The 16,603-nt window shown below is 67.3% G+C and carries 16 protein-coding genes; 10 read left to right on the top strand and 6 right to left on the bottom strand.

What is annotated here, in order from left to right; genetic code table 11:
- Positions 1–13: 13 nt before the first annotated feature.
- The gene (locus KXD96_RS00710) at positions 14–730 is read left to right on the top strand and encodes an acetoacetate decarboxylase family protein (protein WP_260742302.1); all 717 of its coding nucleotides are present in this window, start codon (positions 14–16) and stop codon (positions 728–730) included.
- A 2-nt stretch (positions 731–732) separates the two neighbouring features.
- Positions 733–1,920 (top strand): cytochrome P450, encoded by a 1,188-nt coding sequence (locus tag KXD96_RS00705; RefSeq protein WP_260745572.1) that lies wholly within the window; start codon positions 733–735, stop codon positions 1,918–1,920.
- Positions 1,921–2,067: 147 nt separating this feature from the next.
- Here the strand turns inward: KXD96_RS00705 and KXD96_RS00700 are convergent, their stop codons facing one another.
- Together KXD96_RS00700 and KXD96_RS00695 are read right to left on the bottom strand one after the other, a co-directional pair.
- A complete protein-coding gene (locus KXD96_RS00700) occupies positions 2,068–2,907 on the bottom strand; it encodes a hypothetical protein (RefSeq protein ID WP_260742300.1) in 840 nt (279 codons plus the stop codon).
- 111 nt (positions 2,908–3,018) lie between these two features.
- Positions 3,019–3,819, bottom strand: a complete 801-nt coding sequence (locus tag KXD96_RS00695; protein WP_260742299.1) for a crotonase/enoyl-CoA hydratase family protein — start codon at positions 3,817–3,819, stop codon at positions 3,019–3,021.
- 63 nt (positions 3,820–3,882) lie between these two features.
- Here KXD96_RS00695 and KXD96_RS00690 point away from each other — a divergent pair, with 63 nt between their 5' ends.
- From KXD96_RS00690 to KXD96_RS00675, 4 genes are read left to right on the top strand one after another with little or no spacing between them, the layout of a single operon-like run.
- Positions 3,883–5,523: an acyl-CoA synthetase gene (locus KXD96_RS00690; RefSeq protein ID WP_260742297.1), complete on the top strand. Its 1,641-nt coding sequence runs from the start codon at positions 3,883–3,885 to the stop codon at positions 5,521–5,523.
- Positions 5,520–6,287: a fructosamine kinase family protein gene (locus KXD96_RS00685; protein ID WP_260742296.1), complete on the top strand. Its 768-nt coding sequence runs from the start codon at positions 5,520–5,522 to the stop codon at positions 6,285–6,287. Before KXD96_RS00690 ends, KXD96_RS00685 begins: the two co-directional genes overlap by 4 nt.
- A 23-nt stretch (positions 6,288–6,310) precedes the next feature.
- Positions 6,311–7,135, top strand: coding sequence for an amidohydrolase family protein (locus KXD96_RS00680; RefSeq protein WP_260742295.1), 825 nt, complete (start codon positions 6,311–6,313; stop codon positions 7,133–7,135).
- Positions 7,132–8,682: an acetolactate synthase large subunit gene (locus KXD96_RS00675; protein ID WP_260742294.1), complete on the top strand. Its 1,551-nt coding sequence runs from the start codon at positions 7,132–7,134 to the stop codon at positions 8,680–8,682. The genes KXD96_RS00680 and KXD96_RS00675 overlap by 4 nt, the downstream gene beginning before the upstream one ends.
- Here the strand turns inward: KXD96_RS00675 and KXD96_RS00670 are convergent.
- The 4 genes from KXD96_RS00670 to KXD96_RS00655 all read right to left on the bottom strand — a co-directional run bounded on the left by KXD96_RS00670 (position 8,668) and on the right by KXD96_RS00655 (position 13,388).
- The gene (locus KXD96_RS00670; protein ID WP_260742293.1) at positions 8,668–9,381 is read right to left on the bottom strand and encodes a class A beta-lactamase-related serine hydrolase; all 714 of its coding nucleotides are present in this window, start codon (positions 9,379–9,381) and stop codon (positions 8,668–8,670) included. The genes KXD96_RS00675 and KXD96_RS00670 overlap by 15 nt on opposite strands.
- A gap of 113 nt (positions 9,382–9,494) precedes the next feature.
- On the bottom strand, positions 9,495–11,048 hold the full coding sequence (fadD17, locus tag KXD96_RS00665; RefSeq protein WP_260745571.1) for a long-chain-fatty-acid--CoA ligase FadD17: 1,554 nt from the start codon (positions 11,046–11,048) through the stop codon (positions 9,495–9,497).
- A 36-nt stretch (positions 11,049–11,084) separates the two neighbouring features.
- Positions 11,085–12,182, bottom strand: a complete 1,098-nt coding sequence (locus tag KXD96_RS00660) for an acyl-CoA dehydrogenase family protein (RefSeq protein ID WP_260742292.1) — start codon at positions 12,180–12,182, stop codon at positions 11,085–11,087.
- A 27-nt stretch (positions 12,183–12,209) separates the two neighbouring features.
- Positions 12,210–13,388 carry an acyl-CoA dehydrogenase gene (locus tag KXD96_RS00655; RefSeq protein WP_260742290.1) on the bottom strand — a complete coding sequence of 393 codons (1,179 nt, stop codon included), beginning with the start codon at positions 13,386–13,388 and terminating at the stop codon, positions 12,210–12,212.
- Positions 13,389–13,589: 201 nt separating this feature from the next.
- On the opposite strand from KXD96_RS00655, the gene KXD96_RS00650 reads away from it, so the two are divergent.
- The 4 genes from KXD96_RS00650 to KXD96_RS00635 all read left to right on the top strand — a co-directional run bounded on the left by KXD96_RS00650 (position 13,590) and on the right by KXD96_RS00635 (position 16,589).
- Complete coding sequence (locus KXD96_RS00650; protein ID WP_260742289.1) at positions 13,590–13,781, top strand: ferredoxin; 192 nt, start codon at positions 13,590–13,592, stop codon at positions 13,779–13,781.
- A 79-nt stretch (positions 13,782–13,860) separates the two neighbouring features.
- Positions 13,861–14,736 (top strand): 3-oxoacyl-ACP reductase, encoded by an 876-nt coding sequence (locus KXD96_RS00645; protein ID WP_260745570.1) that lies wholly within the window; start codon positions 13,861–13,863, stop codon positions 14,734–14,736.
- Between the two features lie 238 nt (positions 14,737–14,974).
- Positions 14,975–15,739, top strand: coding sequence for an ABC transporter permease (locus tag KXD96_RS00640; RefSeq protein WP_260742288.1), 765 nt, complete (start codon positions 14,975–14,977; stop codon positions 15,737–15,739).
- Positions 15,740–15,746: 7 nt separating this feature from the next.
- Positions 15,747–16,589: an ABC transporter permease gene (locus KXD96_RS00635; RefSeq protein WP_260742286.1), complete on the top strand. Its 843-nt coding sequence runs from the start codon at positions 15,747–15,749 to the stop codon at positions 16,587–16,589.
- The last annotated feature ends 14 nt before the right edge of the window (positions 16,590–16,603 follow it).

Genomic DNA, 16,603 nt, shown 5'->3' with positions numbered 1-16,603 from the left:
CTAGATTGGCCCGATGACAGCCTCGCAGCACACCATCGCGGGCACCGTACTGACGATGCCGGTGAAGATTCGCCAGGCAAATCAACACATGGCGATGTTCTCCGTCGACGCCGACGCCGCGCAGCAGATGATCGACTACAGCGGTCTGCGGGTCTGCCGCTACCTTCCCGGCCGCGCGATCGTGGTGCTGATGTTGATGCACTACATCGACGGCGACCTGGGCCGGTATCACGAGTTCGGCACCAGCGTGATGGTCACCCCACCGGGCTCGAAGGCGAGCGGGCCCCGCGCCCTGCAGTCGGCCGGCGCCTTCATCCACCACCTCCCCGTCGACCAGGCGTTCACGTTGGAGGCGGGAACCAAGATCTGGGGCTACCCGAAAGTGATGGGCGAGTTCACCGTTCGGGAAGGCCGGCAGTTCGGGTTCGACCTCAGCATCGACGGCCAACCGGTGATCGGCATGGACTTTCGCCGCGGCCTGCCGTTCCGGCTCACCCCGCGCCAACAATCGCAACGCACCTACTCACACCGCGATGGGATCACCCGCGAAACCGCCTTCGAACACACCCTGGACGGCGTGCGCACCCGATTCGGTGGCGTGAACGTCCGGCTCGGTGACCATCCGTACTCGAAAGAGCTTGCGTCGTTGGGTCTTCCAAAGCGCGCCCTAGTGTCCAGTTCCGTCGACCACGTACAAATGTCCTTCGGTGATGCCCAGGAGATCTCATGACCATGACCAGGCCCGACGTCGACCTCACCGACGGGACCTTCTACGCCGGTGACTCTCGGCCCGTCTACAAGTGGATGCGCGAGCACGAGCCGGTCTTTCGGGACCGCAACGGATTGGCCGCCGCCTCGACCTATCAGGCCGTGATCGACGCCGAGCGCAACCCCGAGCTGTTCTCGAACGCGGGCGGCATCCGCCCCGACCAACCCGGGGTCGAGATGATGATCGAGATGGACGACCCGCAACACCTGTTGCGCCGCAAGCTCGTCAACTCCGGCTTCACCCGCAAGCGCGTCAAAGACCAAGAGGCCAAGATCGTTTCGCTGTGTGACACGCTGATCGACGCGGTGTGCGAACGCGGTGAGTGCGATTTCGTCTGGGATCTGGCGGCACCCCTGCCGATGGCCGTCATCGGCGACATGCTCGGGGTGCTGCCGGAGGAACGCGAGATGTTCCTCAAGTGGTCCGACGATCTGGTCGGCGCGTTGAGCAGCACGGCTGCACAAGAGGACATGCAGGTCACCATGGATGCCTTCGCCGCCTACAGCCAGTACATGATGGGGATGATCGAGGCCCGCAAGTCCGAACCGACCGACGACCTGGTCAGCGTCCTGGTGCACGCCGAGGTCGAGGGCTCGCGGCTGGAGGACCACCAGATCGTCACCGAGGTGCTGCTGCTGCTGATCGGCGGCGACGAGACCACGCGCCACACGCTGTCCGGCGGGACGCGGCAGCTGTTGCTGCATCCCGATCAGCACCGGCGGCTGGCGGCCGACCTGAGCCTGCTGCCCAACGCGATCGAAGAGATGCTGCGGTGGACGGCGCCGGTGAAGAACATGGCCCGCACCCTCACCGCCGACACCGAATTCCACGGCGCCCAGCTGCACCAGGGCGAGAAGATGATCCTGCTGTTCGAGTCGGCGAACTTCGACGAGAAGGTCTTCGACGACCCGGAGACCTTCAACATGGAGCGCTACCCGAACAACCACCTCGCCTTCGGCTTCGGCACGCATTTCTGCCTCGGCAATCAGCTCGCGCGGCTGGAGCTGTCGATCATGCAGACCCGGTTGCTGCAACGTCTGCCCGACATGCGGCTGGCGTCGGACGCCGAGCTGCCCCTGCGGCCGGCCAATTTCGTGTCCGGCCTGGAGAAAATGCCGGTGGCGTTCGCGCCGAGCGCGCCGCTGGGCTAAGCGCCCTGGCGCCTCCGCGCCGAGCGCGCCGCTGGGCTAAGCGCCCTGGCGCCTCCGCGCCGAGCGCGCCGCTGGGCTAAGCGCCCTGGCGCCTCCGCGCCGAGCGTGAAGCTGCTGCGAAAAACCGGCGAAAATCTCGCGACAGTTTCACGCTCGGCGATCCCATGCCGCTGATACCCGGGCGATGATGCCGCCCTCGGTGTCCTCGGCCGTGACCCGGACGTCGATCCAGCCCAGCTCTGCAAGCGCTTCGGCGCGTCTGATGTCACGGTTGAACCGCCGCCGGTCGGTGCGGTGGTGGTCGCCCTCGTAGTCCACGGCGATCTTGACGTCCTCCCAGCCCATGTCGGCAACCGCGACCAGCTGGCCGTATTGGTCACGCACGGGGATTTGAGTGCGCGGCCGCGGAAAGCCGGCCCGGATGAGCAAGAGGCGCAACCATGTCTCGCGGGGCGATTCCGCACCGGCATCCACTAGGTCCAACGCGCAGAGCGCCCGCCGGATGCCTCGGCGTCCTTTGTAGCGCTCCGCGAGTAGCTCGACATCGGGCATCTTGAGGCGGGTTGCCCGGGCGAGGGCGTCGATCAGCGCGACCGCCCTGCCTGGCGGATAGCGCGATGCCAGGTCGAGGGCGGTGCGCGCCGGTGTGGTCACCGGCATTCCCTCAAGCGTCGCAACCTCGTCGTCCTCGATTCGATCAGCCCAGGTGCGGATTTGGGTGGGCGCGTGCCGATTGTCGTAGATGAGTTCGGCGGGTGCGTTTCCATCGATCCATTTGGCGCCGTGCAGAGCCGAGGCGGATCGGCCTGCGATGACGCCGCGCCGCCGCGACCACAGCCAAGCCGCCTCGGCGCGCAGCGTCGCGGTGATTTCGGTACCCCTCGTGACGTAGACGTCGCGGTGGATCGCGATAAACCTGCTGCGCAGCGCGTAGGGCGTAACGCGGCCGGATGCGACGGCCTCGCTACCTATGAATAGCTCTCCCACGCGCAGGAGTGTGCCGGGTAGGACCGACACCTCGCCGAGCGTGAAGCTGCGGAGAGAAAAATGCGGAAAACTCGCAACGGCTTCACGCTCGGCGCGCGAAGGAACGGGTGGTCAGCGGTTCTGGAAGTTGGGCTTGCGCTTCTCGGCGAACGCCCGGGGGCCTTCCTTGGCGTCGTCGGACAGGAACACCTTGATGCCGATCTGGGTGTCGATCTTGAAGGCCTCGTTCTCGTGCATGCCCTCGGTCTCGCGGATCGCCCGCAAGATGGCCTGTACGGCCAAAGGTCCATTATTTTCGATCACCTCGGCGATCTCGAGCGCCTTGGACAGCGCCTGCCCGTCCGGCACCACATGCCCGATCAGGCCCATCTCCTTGGCCTCGGCGGCGGTGATGTGCCGGCCGGTCAGCAGCAGGTCGCACGCGACGGTGTATGGGATCTGGCGCACCAGCCGCACGGCCGACCCGCCCATCGGGTACAGGCTCCACTTGGCCTCCGAGATGCCGAACTTGGCGCTCTCGCCGGCCACGCGGATGTCGGTGCCCTGCAGGATCTCGGTCCCGCCGGCGATCGCCGGGCCCTCGACTGCCGCGATGAGGGGCTTGGTCAGCCGACGGCCCTTCAACAACGCGTCGATTCGCGACGGGTCGTAGCTACCGTCCTTGAACGACTCACCCGGCGGCTTCTTGGTTGCCGCCTTGAGGTCCATGCCGGCGCAGAAGTAGCCACCGGCGCCGGTCAGGATGCAGCAGCGGATGTCCGGATCGTTGTCGACGCGGTCCCAGGCCTCGACCATGATTTGCATCATTTCGGTGCTCAGGGCGTTGCGTGCGTGTGGCCGGTTCAAGGTGACGATGAGGGTGTGCCCACGCTGTTCGACGAGGGCGTCGGGCTGTTCCTGGGGCTCGCTCAACGGGGTCCGCCTTCCTGCGCCGCTACCACAAACTTGTCAAGAAATGTAACACGTTCTAATTTGGTGGCCGTGGCCCTGAATATTGCCGATCTCGCAGAGCACGCCATCGACGCTGTGCCGGACCGTGTCGCCCTGATCTGCGGCGACGAGAAGATCACCTACGCCCAACTGGAGGAGAAGGCCAACCGCCTGGCCCACTACCTGATCGATCAGGGGGTGAAAAAGGACGACAAGGTGGGGCTGTACTGCCGTAACCGCATCGAGATCGTCATCGCGATGCTCGGCATCGTGAAGGCCGGGGCCATCCTGGTGAACGTCAACTACCGCTACGTCGAGGGCGAGCTTCGCTACCTGTTCGACAACTCCGACATGGTCGCCCTGGTCCACGAGCGCCAGTACTCCGACCGGGTGGCCAACGTGCTGCCGGACACCCCCAACGTCAAGACCATCCTGGTCATCGAGGACGGCTCCGACAACGACTATCAGCGCTACGGCGGCGTCGAGTTCTACTCGGCGATCGCGCAGGGCTCACCCGAGCGCGACTTCGGCGATCGCAGCGCCGACGACATCTACCTGCTATATACGGGTGGCACGACCGGCTTTCCTAAGGGCGTGATGTGGCGCCACGAGGACATCTACCGGGTGCTCTTCGGCGGAACCGACTTCGCCACAGGCGAATTCGTCAAGGACGAGCACGACCTGGCCAAGGCCGCGGCCGCCAACCCGCCGATGGTCCGCTACCCGATTCCGCCGATGATCCACGGCGCCACCCAGTCGGCCACCTGGATGTCGATCTTCTCGGGCCAAACCACCGTGCTGGCACCGGAATTCAACGCCCACGAAGTGTGGCGCACGATCCACGAGCACAAGGTGAACCTGCTGTTCTTCACCGGGGACGCGATGGCGCGGCCGCTGCTCGACGCGCTCGACACCGACCACGACTACGACCTCTCGTCGCTGTTCCTGCTCGCCAGCACCGCGGCGCTGTTCTCGCCGAGCATCAAGGAAAGACTCCTCGAGCTGCTGCCCAACCGGGTCATCACCGACTCGATCGGCTCCTCGGAGACCGGATTCGGCGGCACCAGCATCGTCGCCAAAGACGCGCCGCACAGCGGCGGACCACGCGTGACGATCGACCACCGCACCGTCGTCCTCGACGAGGAAGGCAACGAGGTCGAGCCCGGCTCGGGCGTGCGCGGTTTCATCGCCAAGAAGGGCAACATCCCGATCGGCTACTACAAGGACGAGAAGAAGACGGCCGAAACCTTCAAGACCATCAACGGGGTCCGCTACGCCATCCCCGGGGACTGGGCCACGGTCGAGGAGGACGGCACGGTCACCATGCTGGGCCGCGGCTCGGTGTCGATCAACAGCGGCGGCGAGAAGATCTACCCCGAAGAGGTGGAGGCGGCGCTCAAGGGCCACCCCGACGTCTTCGACGCGCTGGTGGTCGGCGTTCCCGATCCCCGCTATGGCCAACACGTGGCCGCCGTCGTGCAGCCCCGACCGGGCACCCGGCCGTCGCTGGCCGAACTGGACCGCTTCGTGCGCTCCGAGATCGCCGGATACAAAGTGCCGCGGAGCCTTTGGCTGGTCGACGAGGTGAAGCGCTCACCTGCCGGCAAACCCGACTACCGCTGGGCCAAGGAGCAGACGGAGGCGCGTCCGGCCGACGACGTCCACGCCGCTCACGCCACCGCTTGAGCGACTTCGTCAAGCAACACCCGGCCGCACCCCGCGGCTACTTCGCCTGGGAAGCCGCCGGATTGCGATGGCTGGCCGGCGTCGACGGCGGCGTGCCGTGCGCACAGGTCGTTTCGGTCGATGCCACGAGCCTGACCCTGCGCCGGCTTGATTCGGTGACACCCACCCGCGATGCCGCGCACGCGTTCGGCGGCCGGCTCGCCGTGACGCACGAAGCCGGCGCCCCCGCCTTCGGGGCCGGGCCCGACGGATGGGACGGGCCCGGGTTCTTCGGGCCGCTGTCCCAGCCCCTGCCGATGTCGCTGCGGCGGCACCGCCGCTGGGGCGACTTCTACGCCGAGGAGCGGCTGATCCCGATGGCCGAGCTCGCGGCGGCGCGGCTCGACGCTCCCACCCGCGGCGCGATCGACTCCGTCGTAGCGCGTTGTCGCGCGGGCGACTTCGACGACGACGATCGGCCCGCGCGGTTGCACGGCGACCTGTGGAGCGGCAACGTCATGTGGACGCCCGACGGGGTTGTGCTGATCGACCCGGCCGCGCACGCCGGTCATCGCGAAACCGACCTGGCGATGCTCGCGTTGTTCGGCTGCCCGCACTACGAGGCGGTCCTCGACGGCTACCAGCGGGTGCGGCCGCTGAAACAGGGCTGGCGCAACCGGACCGGGCTGCATCAGCTCTTCCCGCTGCTGGCGCACGTCGTGCTGTTCGGCGGCGGGTACGCAGCGCAGACGCACGCGGCCGCCCGCGCGGCACTGGCCGCGTAACGTCCGTCTACTGTTGGATGTCGATGACGGTCGATGTGTGGATGCAGCACCCCACTGCGCGGTTCCTGCGCAGCGACATGCTGGCGTCCCTGCGGCGCTGGACCGGCGACTCCATACCCGACGCCGACGTCCCGATCGAGGCGAGCGTCGCGGCGATGGACGCGGCCGGCGTTCGCTTCGGCTTGCTCAGCGCGTGGCGCGGCCCCGGCGGGCAGGATTTGATCTCCAACGACGAGGTCGCCGAGTGGCTTGGCCTGCACCCGAAGCGGTTTGGCGGACTGGCCGCCGTCGACCTCGATCGCCCGATGGAAGCGGTCCGCGAACTGCGGCGCCGCGTTCGAGAAGGATTCCTGGGCCTGCGGGTGGTGCCGTGGTTGTGGAACGCCCCGCCCACCGATCGCCGGTACTATCCGCTGTTCGCCGAATGCGTGGAGCTGGGGGTGCCGTTTTGCACCCAGGTCGGCCATACCGGTCCGCTGCGGCCATCGGAGACCGGCCGGCCGATTCCCTACATCGACCAGGTCGCCCTCGACTTTCCCGAACTGGTGATCGTATGCGGCCACGTCGGTTATCCGTGGACGGAGGAGATGATCGCCGTCACCCGCAAGCATCCGAACGTCTACATCGACACGTCCGCCTACGCCCTGCGACGGCTGCCGCCGGAGCTGGTGGCGTTCATGAAAACCGGGACCGGGCAACGAAAGGTGTTGTTCGGCACCAACTATCCGATGATGACCCACGCGCACGCCTTGGCGGGGCTGGGGGAACTCGGCCTGACCGACGAGGGTCGCCGGGATTTCCTGCACGGCAACGCCGAGCGCGTTTTCAACTTGGAGGCCAACCCGTGAACGGTGCCCAGGCCCTGATCAACACCCTGGTCGACGGTGGCGTCGAGGTGTGCTTCGCCAACCCGGGCACCTCGGAGATGCACTTCGTGGCCGCATTGGACACCGTCCCGCGAATGCGCGGCGTGCTGGCCCTGTTCGAGGGTGTCGCCACCGGCGCGGCCGACGGCTACGCCCGCATCGCCGGCCGGCCGGCGGCGGTGCTGCTGCACCTGGGCCCCGGCCTGGGCAACGGCCTGGCCAACCTGCACAACGCCCGGCGCGCTCAGGTGCCGATGGTGGTTGTCGTCGGCGACCACGCCACGTATCACAAAAAGTACGACGCCCCACTGGAATCCGACATCGACGCGCTGGCCGGCACGGTCTCGGGGTGGGTGCGTCGCACCGAACACATCGCGGACGTCGCGTCCGACACCGCCGAGGCGATCGCCACCAGCCGTGCGGGCTCGCAGATTTCGACGCTGATCCTGTCCGCCGATGTGTCGTGGTCGGACGGGGCGCAACCTGTCGTGACGATGCCCACGGAGCCGGCGGGCGCCGAACCGCGGCTGGCCTTCGAGGTGATCGAGGTGCTGCGCTCGGGCGAACCCACCGTGCTCATGGTCGGCGGCGACGCCACCCGAGGTCCGGGCCTCGCGGCCGCCGCGCGGATCGGGCAGGCGACCGGGGCCCGGGTGTTGTGCGAGACCTTCCCGACCCGGCTGGAGCGCGGGGCGGGCATTCCCGCCGTGGAGCGGCTGGCCTACTTCGCCGAGGCCGCCACCGCGCAGCTGGACGGTGCCAAGCACCTGGTGCTGGCGGGGGCCAAGTCGCCGGTGTCCTTCTTCGCCTACCCGGGCATGCCCAGTGACCTCGTCCCGGCGGGCTGCGAGGTGCATTTGCTCGCCGGGCACAGCGGGGCCGCCGAGGCGCTGACCGCGGTGGCCGACGAGGTGGCGCCCGGCACCGTTGCGCCCGTGGCGGTTGCGGCGCGGCCGCAGCTGCCGACGGGTGCCCTGACGTCCGTGTCGGCGGCCGACGTGATCGGTGCGCTGCTGCCGGAAGGGGCGATCGTCGTCGACGAGTCGAACACCTCCGGTGTGCTGCTCGCCCAGGCCACGGCAGGGGCCCCGGCCCACGATTGGCTGACCCTGACCGGCGGGGCGATCGGGTACGGCATCCCGGCCGCCGTGGGTGCCGCGGTGGCCGCCCCCGATCGGCCGGTGCTCTGCCTGGAATCCGACGGCTCGGCGATGTACACGATCTCGGGGTTGTGGACTCAGGCGCGGGAAAACCTCAACGTGACCACCGTGCTCTACGACAACAGCGCCTACGACATCCTGCGGATCGAGTTGGCGCGAGTAGGCGCCGGATCGGCTCCCGGGCCCAAGGCGCTTGACCTACTCGATTTATCCCGGCCCACAATGGATTTCGTCAAGATCAGCGAAGGGATGGGGGTACCGGCCCGCCGCGTCACCACCGCCGGGGAACTCGCCGACGCGCTGCGCCAAGCCATGGGGGAGCCCGGCCCGCACCTGATCGACGCGGTGGTGCCGTCAATAACGGGCTAGCCCGGGAAGCCGGCCGAGGACCCACTCCGACATCGCGTTGAGGACGTCGATGCCGGTTTCCAGGACCCCGTCGTGAACCCTGGCGGCCAGCGCTACGCCCCACTGCCCCGATGGCGTGGGCACGATCCCGAACTGCCGCACCAGGTAGTCGCCGTGCAGCCCGGGCCCCCAGCCGCCCTTCGCCGCAAGGCCTTTGGCGGCCAGCCCCCAGCGGTGGCCGCTGGAAAGGCGCTGCATCAGGTCGATGACGTCGGCCGAATCGGGGATCGAGGGCAGCTCGGCCGCGAATCGGGCTTGTCGCTGCAGGGTCCACTGGGTTTGGCCGAACGCGGTATACCCGCGCCGAAGCCGACGTGATTCGACGACGGTGGCGGTGTCACCGCCCTCGGCGATCACACCCTGTACCCGCCGTGCGGCTTCCTCGGGATCACCCAACCCCGACCACAATTGCTCCGACGCGCGATTGTCGGATTCCGTGATGGCCTTGACGGCGAGGTCCTTGGCGCGCAACCAATCACTGCGCAGCGCCGCGATCGCCAGCGGCACCTTGATCGTCGACCACGCGACGCCTGACCACCATCTGCCCAGCGAGTAGGTGCGGTCCGGCCGGGCGATCGCAATGCCGACGTCCGCGGGTACCGTGGCGGACAGCTGCTCGAAGCTCGCTTCGAGCGCGGTCTCGAGGGGCCGGGAAGTCATGCGCTGATCGGACCCACCATCGCGTCTCCTTCGCTCCGACATGTCTGTGCAGTGTCGCATTATCGTCGACGGTCCTAACGCACAGTGCATCAACGGTGGCGGCGCGTCGCTAGCTAGCTCCTCCCGGATTTTGAATCCGGGACGTTCCCCTTCCCGGTTTGCGGCCGGATCCGCAGCACCGGGTCGTCGCAGTCGACACCCTGTGCGGCCAACTGGCGCTTGAGCACCTTGAAGGTCACCGTGCGCGGCAGTTCGGCGCTGACCCGAACGTACGACGGCCACTGCTTGGGCCCCAGGTCCGGCTGCTCGGCCAGGAAGGCGCGGAACTTCTCGGCATCGAACTCGGCTCCCGGAGCCATCACCAATGCGGCCATCACCTGGTCACCGACCACCGGATCCGGCACCGCGTATACGGCCACCTCTCTCACGTCTGGGTAGCGCAGCAGCACCCGCTCGATCGGGGCGGCGCCGAGGTTCTCACCGTCGACGCGCATCCAATCACCCAGTCGCCCCGCGAAGTACGCATAGCCGGCGTCGTCGCGGTAGGCGAGGTCGCCGCTGTGGTAGACCCCGCCCGCCATCCGGTCGGCTTCGGCGGCCTCGTCGTTGTAGTAACCCTCGAAGCGGCCCGGTCCGGTAGTGTTCACCAGCTCGCCGACCACGCCCGCGGGGCAGGGCTCACCCGTGTCGGGGTCGACGATGTCGACCCCGGGCGGTAACGGCCCCAACGCGCCCGCAGGGGTATCGGGGGTGCGTGCGATCGCCACCCCGCCCTCGGTGGAGCCGAAGCCGTCCTGGACCACGCAGCCGAACCGGCGCGCGAAGCGCTCGATATCGCCGGGCACACCCTCGTTGCCGTACACCGCACGCAGCGGATTGTCGGCATCGTCGGGCTGCTCGGGTGTGGCCAGCACATACGACAGGGGCTTGCCGACGTAGTTGGCATAGGTGGCGCCGAAGCGGCGGACGTCGACCAAGAAATTGGAGGCGGAGAACTTGCGCCGCAACGCCAGTGAGCCCTGGCACGCCGCCGCCACGGCCCACCCGACCAGCACCGCGTTGGAATGAAACAGCGGCATCGACACATAGCAGACGTCGTCGCGGCCGAGGTCGAATCGCTGGGTCATCGTCACGCCCGCGATGGCAACCTTGCCGTGGCTGCACTTCACCGCCTTCGGCTCGCCACTGGTGCCCGAGGTGAAGATCAGCATGAAAAGGTCCGCGGCCGTGGCAGATTGGAATCGCGGCTCGGCGTCGCGATGCGCGGTCACTTCGTCGGCCCACTCGGCGGAGTCGACGTTCACATGGTCGATGCCACCCAGTGCCTCAGCCGAGGCCGAGTCTGCCAGCACCACTTGACAGTCGGCGTGGGCGATGTCGCGGGCCAGCGCGTCGCCGCGGCGCACCGGGTTGAGCCCCACCGGCACGATCCCGGACATGCCGGCCGCCGCCAGTATCGCCGAGAAGAACGGGGTGTTCTCCAGCAGCACGCCGACGTGCGGCGGCTTCGCCGGGTCCAGGCGATCGCGCAGCGCGGCCGCGATCGCGGCGCCGCGGCGCAGGTGATCCCGCCAGCTGGTGTAGGAGTCTTCGAAGTAGACTCCACGGTCGTCGATTTCGGCCAGCGGCACCAATAGCTTCGTGACGGTCGGGTCGGCAGGAATCACGAAGCTCATCGTCTTGGTTCCGTGGACCGGATCTTTTCAGGCGGGCGTTTCCGCCAGCTCGCGGCCGATGCGGCGCAGTTGACCGGTGGCACCGCCCAACGCGAACTCGGCCTCCTTGGCGGCCAGGAAGTAGCGGTGCACCGGGTGGTCGGTGTCGACGCCGACCCCGCCGTGCACGTGCACGATGGTGTGCGCCACCCGGTGACCGGCGTCGGCGGCCCAGAACGCCGCGCTGGCCACGTCGATGTCTGCGGGCAGGTCTTCGGAGACGCGCCAGGCCGCCTGGGTGAGCGTGAGCCGCAAGCCCTTGACGTCGATGTAGCCGTCGGCCAACCGCTGCGACACCGCCTGGAAGCTGCCGATCGGGCGGTCGAATTGTTCGCGCTCGCGCGCGTATTCGGCGGTGAGCTGCAGCCCGCGTTCGAGCACGCCCAGCTGGAACGCGCTGCGGCCCAGGGCTGCAAGCGTGTCGAGCCAGGCGACCACCTCGGCGCCGCCGACCATCCGGGTGCCGTCCACTTGGGTGCCGTCGAGCGCCAGGCGCCCGACACTGCCCAGGCCGGTGGTCGCCAGCGGGGTCACCGAAACCCCGGGATCGCCGGCGGCGACAACGAAAACGGCTGTGCCGGAATCGGTGTCGGCCGGAACGAGGAAGGCGTCGGCCGCCGGGCCGAAGCCGACTTGCGTGCGGGTACCGGTGAGGCGGTAGCCGTCACCGGCGCGGGCGGCCTGCACCGGTCCCTCACCCATCTCGCCCAAAAGCGCGACGGTGAGGACCTTCTCGCCGCTGACCGCCGGTGCGCCCCAATCCTGTTGCAGCTCCTCGGTGCCGAAGCGGGCCAATGCGCCGGCGCCCAGCATCACCGACTCCAGGTACGGCACGGCCGCCAGCTGGTGACCCAACGCCACCAAGATGGCGACCTGCTCGAGTACCCCGAATCCGTCGCCGCCCACCGAGGCAGCCGAGGCGCTGGTCAGGATGCCGGCGTCGATCAGCTTGCCCCACAGCTCGCGGTCGAACCGTTGGTCGAGCTTGTCGAGCTCACGTTGATGCTCCGGCGTGCATACCGAGTTCACGATCGTGTCGACCAGGCCGCCGAGGTCGGTTGCCGCTTCGGTTGTCGAAAAGTCCATCGATGTTCGTCCTTTCCGAAGAGGGGATCAGCGGTTTCGGGGCAGGCCCAAGGCGACCATGCCGATGATGTCGCGCTGCACTTCGTTGGTTCCGCCGCCGAAGGTGAGGATCAGGCACGCGCGGTGCATCCGCTCGACCCGGCCGCGCAGCAGCGCCCCCGGAGAATCCTGGCGCAGCGTCGCCGCGGTCCCCAGTACCTCCATCAGCAGCCGGTACGCCTCGGTGGCCAGCTCGGTGCCGTAGACCTTGGCCGCCGACGCATCGGCCGGCGACAGGGACTCGCTGTTCGACGAGGCGAGCTCCCAGTTGATCAGCTTGAGCACCTCTGCCTTGGCGTGCACGCGGGCCAGGTTGATCTGCACCCACTCCGAGTCGATCAGCCGGGCGCCGCCGCCGTCCTTGGTGTTCTGCGCCCACTCACGAACCTCGCGCAGCGCCACGAAGATCGGTTGCGCTGACACCAGGGCGACGCGTTCGTGGTTGAGCTGGTTGGTCACCAGCTTCCAACCGCCGTTCTCCTCGCCGATCAGGTTGGCCACGGGGACCCGCACGTCGGAGTAGTAGGTGGCGCTGGTGTCGACGCCGGCCATGGTGTGCACGGGCGTCCAGGAGAATCCCTCGGCGGTCGTCGGCACGACCAGCATCGAGATGCCGCGGTGCTTCTTTGCCTCGGGGTTGGTGCGCACGGCCAGCCAGACCCAGTCGGCGTAGGCGATCAGGCTGGTCCACATCTTCTGGCCGTTGATGACGTAGTCGTCACCGTCGCGGACGGCTGTGGTGCGCAGGTTCGCCAGGTCGGTGCCGGCGCCGGGCTCCGAGTAGCCGATGGAGAAGTGCAGTTCGCCGGCGGCGATCTTGGGCAGGAAGAACTTCTTCTGCTCCTCGGTGCCGAACGCCATGATGGTCGGCGCCACGCTGTTGATCGTCAGGAAGGGCACTGGCACGCCGGCGATCGCAGCCTCATCGGTGAAGATCAGCGAGTCCATCGGGGAGCGGTCCTGGCCGCCGTACTCCTTGGGCCAGTTCAGGGTGAGCCAGCCGTCCTTACCCATCTGTGCAACGGTGTCGCGATACGCGTTGCCGGTTCCGACCTCGCCCTGCGTCGAGGTGAGTGCCTCGCGGCGCTCCGGCGTCATAAGCCTGGTGAAGTACGACCGCAGTTCGCGACGCAGCTCCTCCTGTTCAGGGGTGTAACTGATGCGCATTCCAGCCGTCCTTTGTTAACGTGACCCGCCTCGATTAGCCGACGTTACTCGGCCGAGGAACACCCATTCGTCTTCCCGGTTGTAACACGTTCTAGTCTGAGATTCCAGCGACCGTTTCCCCAGCGGTATCCGGACCCTATGGTGGTCCTACATACTGATGGGGCATGTCCTCAGGTGAGGCCCAGGTGCAAGGAGGGTGCTGTGCGGGTGATCGTCGACCGTGACAGGTGCGAAGGTAACGCTGTGTGCGTGGGAATCGCGCCGGATATCTTCGACCTCGACGACGAGGATTACGCCGTCGTGAAGCTCGACCCGATCCCCGCCGATCGGGAGCAGCTGGCCGAGCAGGCGATCGCCGAATGCCCGCGAGCCGCGCTGTCGCGCGCGGACTGACCCGAGCCCGAGTGGGTCCTGAGAAACTAGAGGTATTCATAAATTGACTAGCAGCACGAACGCGACCGATCTCTCCGGAATGGTTGCGGTGGTGACCGGTGCCGCCGCTGGACTGGGTCGTGCCGAGGCGCTCGGGCTGGCCCGGCTGGGCGCGACCGTCGTCGTCAACGACATCGCCGCCGCCCTGGATGCCTCCGACGTCATCGACGAGATCAATACCGCGGGCTCCAAGGCCGTCGCGGTGGCCGGCGACATCAGCGAACGGGCGACCGCCGACGAGTTGGTCGCGCAGGCGGACGGCCTCGGTGGGCTCGACATCGTGGTCAACAACGCGGGGATCACCCGCGACCGGATGCTGTTCAACATGACCGACGAGGAATGGGATCTGGTCATCGCGGTGCACCTGCGCGGCCACTTCCTGCTGACCCGCAACGCGGCCACCTACTGGCGCTCGAAGGCCAAGGAAGCGGGGGGAACCGTCTTCGGCCGCCTGGTCAACACCGCGTCCGAGGCGGGGCTGGTCGGCCCGGTCGGGCAGGCTAACTACGGGGCCGCCAAGGCGGGCATCATTTCGCTCACCCTGACGGCCGCGCGGGCGCTGGGCCGCTACGGCGTGTGCGCCAACGCGATTTGTCCGCGCGCCCGCACCGCCATGACGGCCGATGTCTTCGGTGCCGCACCTGAAGTGGAGCCGGGCGGGATCGACCCGCTGTCGCCCGAGCATGTGGTCAGCCTGGTCAAGTTTCTGTCATCTCCCGCGGCCGCAGACGTCAACGGGCAGGTCTTCATTGTTTACGGGCCCCAGGTGACCTTGGTTGCGGCGCCGACCGCGGAGCACAGATTCAGCGCCGAGGGGCCGGCGTGGGAGCCCGCTCAACTGAGCGCGACGCTGCAGGAGTACTTTGCTGGACGTGATCCGGAGCGGAACTTTTCCGCAGTCGGGCTGATGGAGTAGTCGCTGTGTGACATTACTTCGCGGGGGGAAATGAGCGTGTAGAACGTGTGTCAATTTAGAATGTTGGAATGATGTCTGACCTGGCAAATTAACGTTTTAGACAAAGAAATGCCGTTCATTGACACCATTAACTTGTTCTGAGTTAATATGATCCGGCTCACACCGAGCCGCGTGCGACGGAAGACACCGCTAAGGCGACGCACAGACTTCGCCGCGAGCAGCGAGGGGGCTGGCCAAGTTGATGGAACAACTTGCGGTTCCCGCTCGCGCCGTCGGCGGATTCTTCGAGATGATGATCGACACCGGCCGCCAGACTTTTCGCCGGCCGTTTCAGTTGGGTGAGTTCCTGGAGCAGACGTGGATGATCGCGCGCGTGTCGCTGGTCCCGACCCTGCTGGTGTCCATTCCGTTCACCGTGCTGGTGGCATTCACCCTCAACATCCTGCTGCGTGAAATCGGGGCCGCCGACTTGTCCGGCGCCGGAACGGCATTCGGCACGATCACCCAGTTGGGTCCTGTGGTGACCGTGCTCGTCGTGGCGGGTGCCGGTGCCACCGCGATCTGCGCCGACCTCGGCGCGCGGACCATCCGGGAAGAGATCGACGCGATGCGGGTGCTCGGCATCGACCCGATCCAGCGACTCGTCGTGCCCCGGGTGCTGGCGTCGACCGTGGTAGCCCTGCTGCTCAACGGCCTGGTGTGCGCCATCGGCCTGTCCGGTGGCTACGTGTTCTCCGTCTTTTTGCAGGGCGTAAACCCCGGTGCGTTCATCAACGGGCTGACCGTCCTGACCGGGCTGCGCGAGCTGGTGCTCGCCGAGATCAAGGCGCTGCTCTTCGGCGTGATGGCCGGGCTGGTCGGCTGCTACCGCGGCCTGACCGTCAAGGGCGGGCCCAAGGGCGTGGGCAATGCCGTCAATGAAACGGTCGTGTACGCGTTCATCTGTCTGTTCGTCATCAACGTGGTGATGACCGCCATCGGTGTGCGAATCTCGGCGAAGTGAGTACTCGATGAGCTACGACGTCACCTACCGGCTGCGCAGCCTCGCCTCCCGGTTGCAGGAGCCGGTCGATGACTTCGGTGAGCAGGCCTTGTTCTACGGCCAAACGATCCGTCACGTCCCCCACGCGATCACCAAGTACCGCCAGGAGACGGTCCGGCTGATCGCCGAAATGACCATGGGCGCTGGGGCACTCGTGATGATCGGCGGCACCGTGGGTGTCGCCGCCTTCCTCACCTTGGCCTCCGGCGGGGTCATCGCCGTGCAGGGCTACTCCTCGCTGGGCAACATCGGTATCGAGGCGCTGACCGGCTTCTTGTCCGCTTTTCTCAATGTCCGCGTCGTTGCGCCGGTGATTGCCGGCATCGCGCTGGCGGCCACCATCGGCGCCGGTGCCACCGCGCAATTGGGCGCCATGCGGGTGTCCGAAGAGATCGACGCGGTCGAATGCATGGCGGTGGAATCGGTTTCCTATTTGGTGTCCACCCGCCTAATCGCCGGGCTCATCGCGATCATTCCGCTGTATTCGCTTTCGGTGCTGGCAGCGTTCTTCGCCGCCCGCTTCACCACCGTGTACATCAACGGGCAGTCCAAAGGCCTCTACGACCACTACTTCAATACTTTCCTCATCCCCTCGGACCTGTTGTGGTCGTTCCTGCAGGCGATCGTGATGTCCATCGCGGTGATGCTCGTCCATACCTACTACGGCTACAACGCCAGCGGCGGCCCGGTCGGCGTCGGCATCGCGGTCGGCCAGGCCGTGCGGACCTCGCTGATCGTCGTCGTCGTGATCACGTTGTGCATCTCACTCGCCGTTTACGGCGCGTCCGGCAACTTCAACCTCTCCGGCTAACGGGACCGCTCAAA

Origin of the sequence: Mycobacterium sp. SMC-2 (assembly GCF_025263485.1) — a bacterium.
Lineage (GTDB): Bacteria > Actinomycetota > Actinomycetes > Mycobacteriales > Mycobacteriaceae > Mycobacterium.
This window is presented reverse-complemented; position numbering and strand designations above follow the sequence as displayed.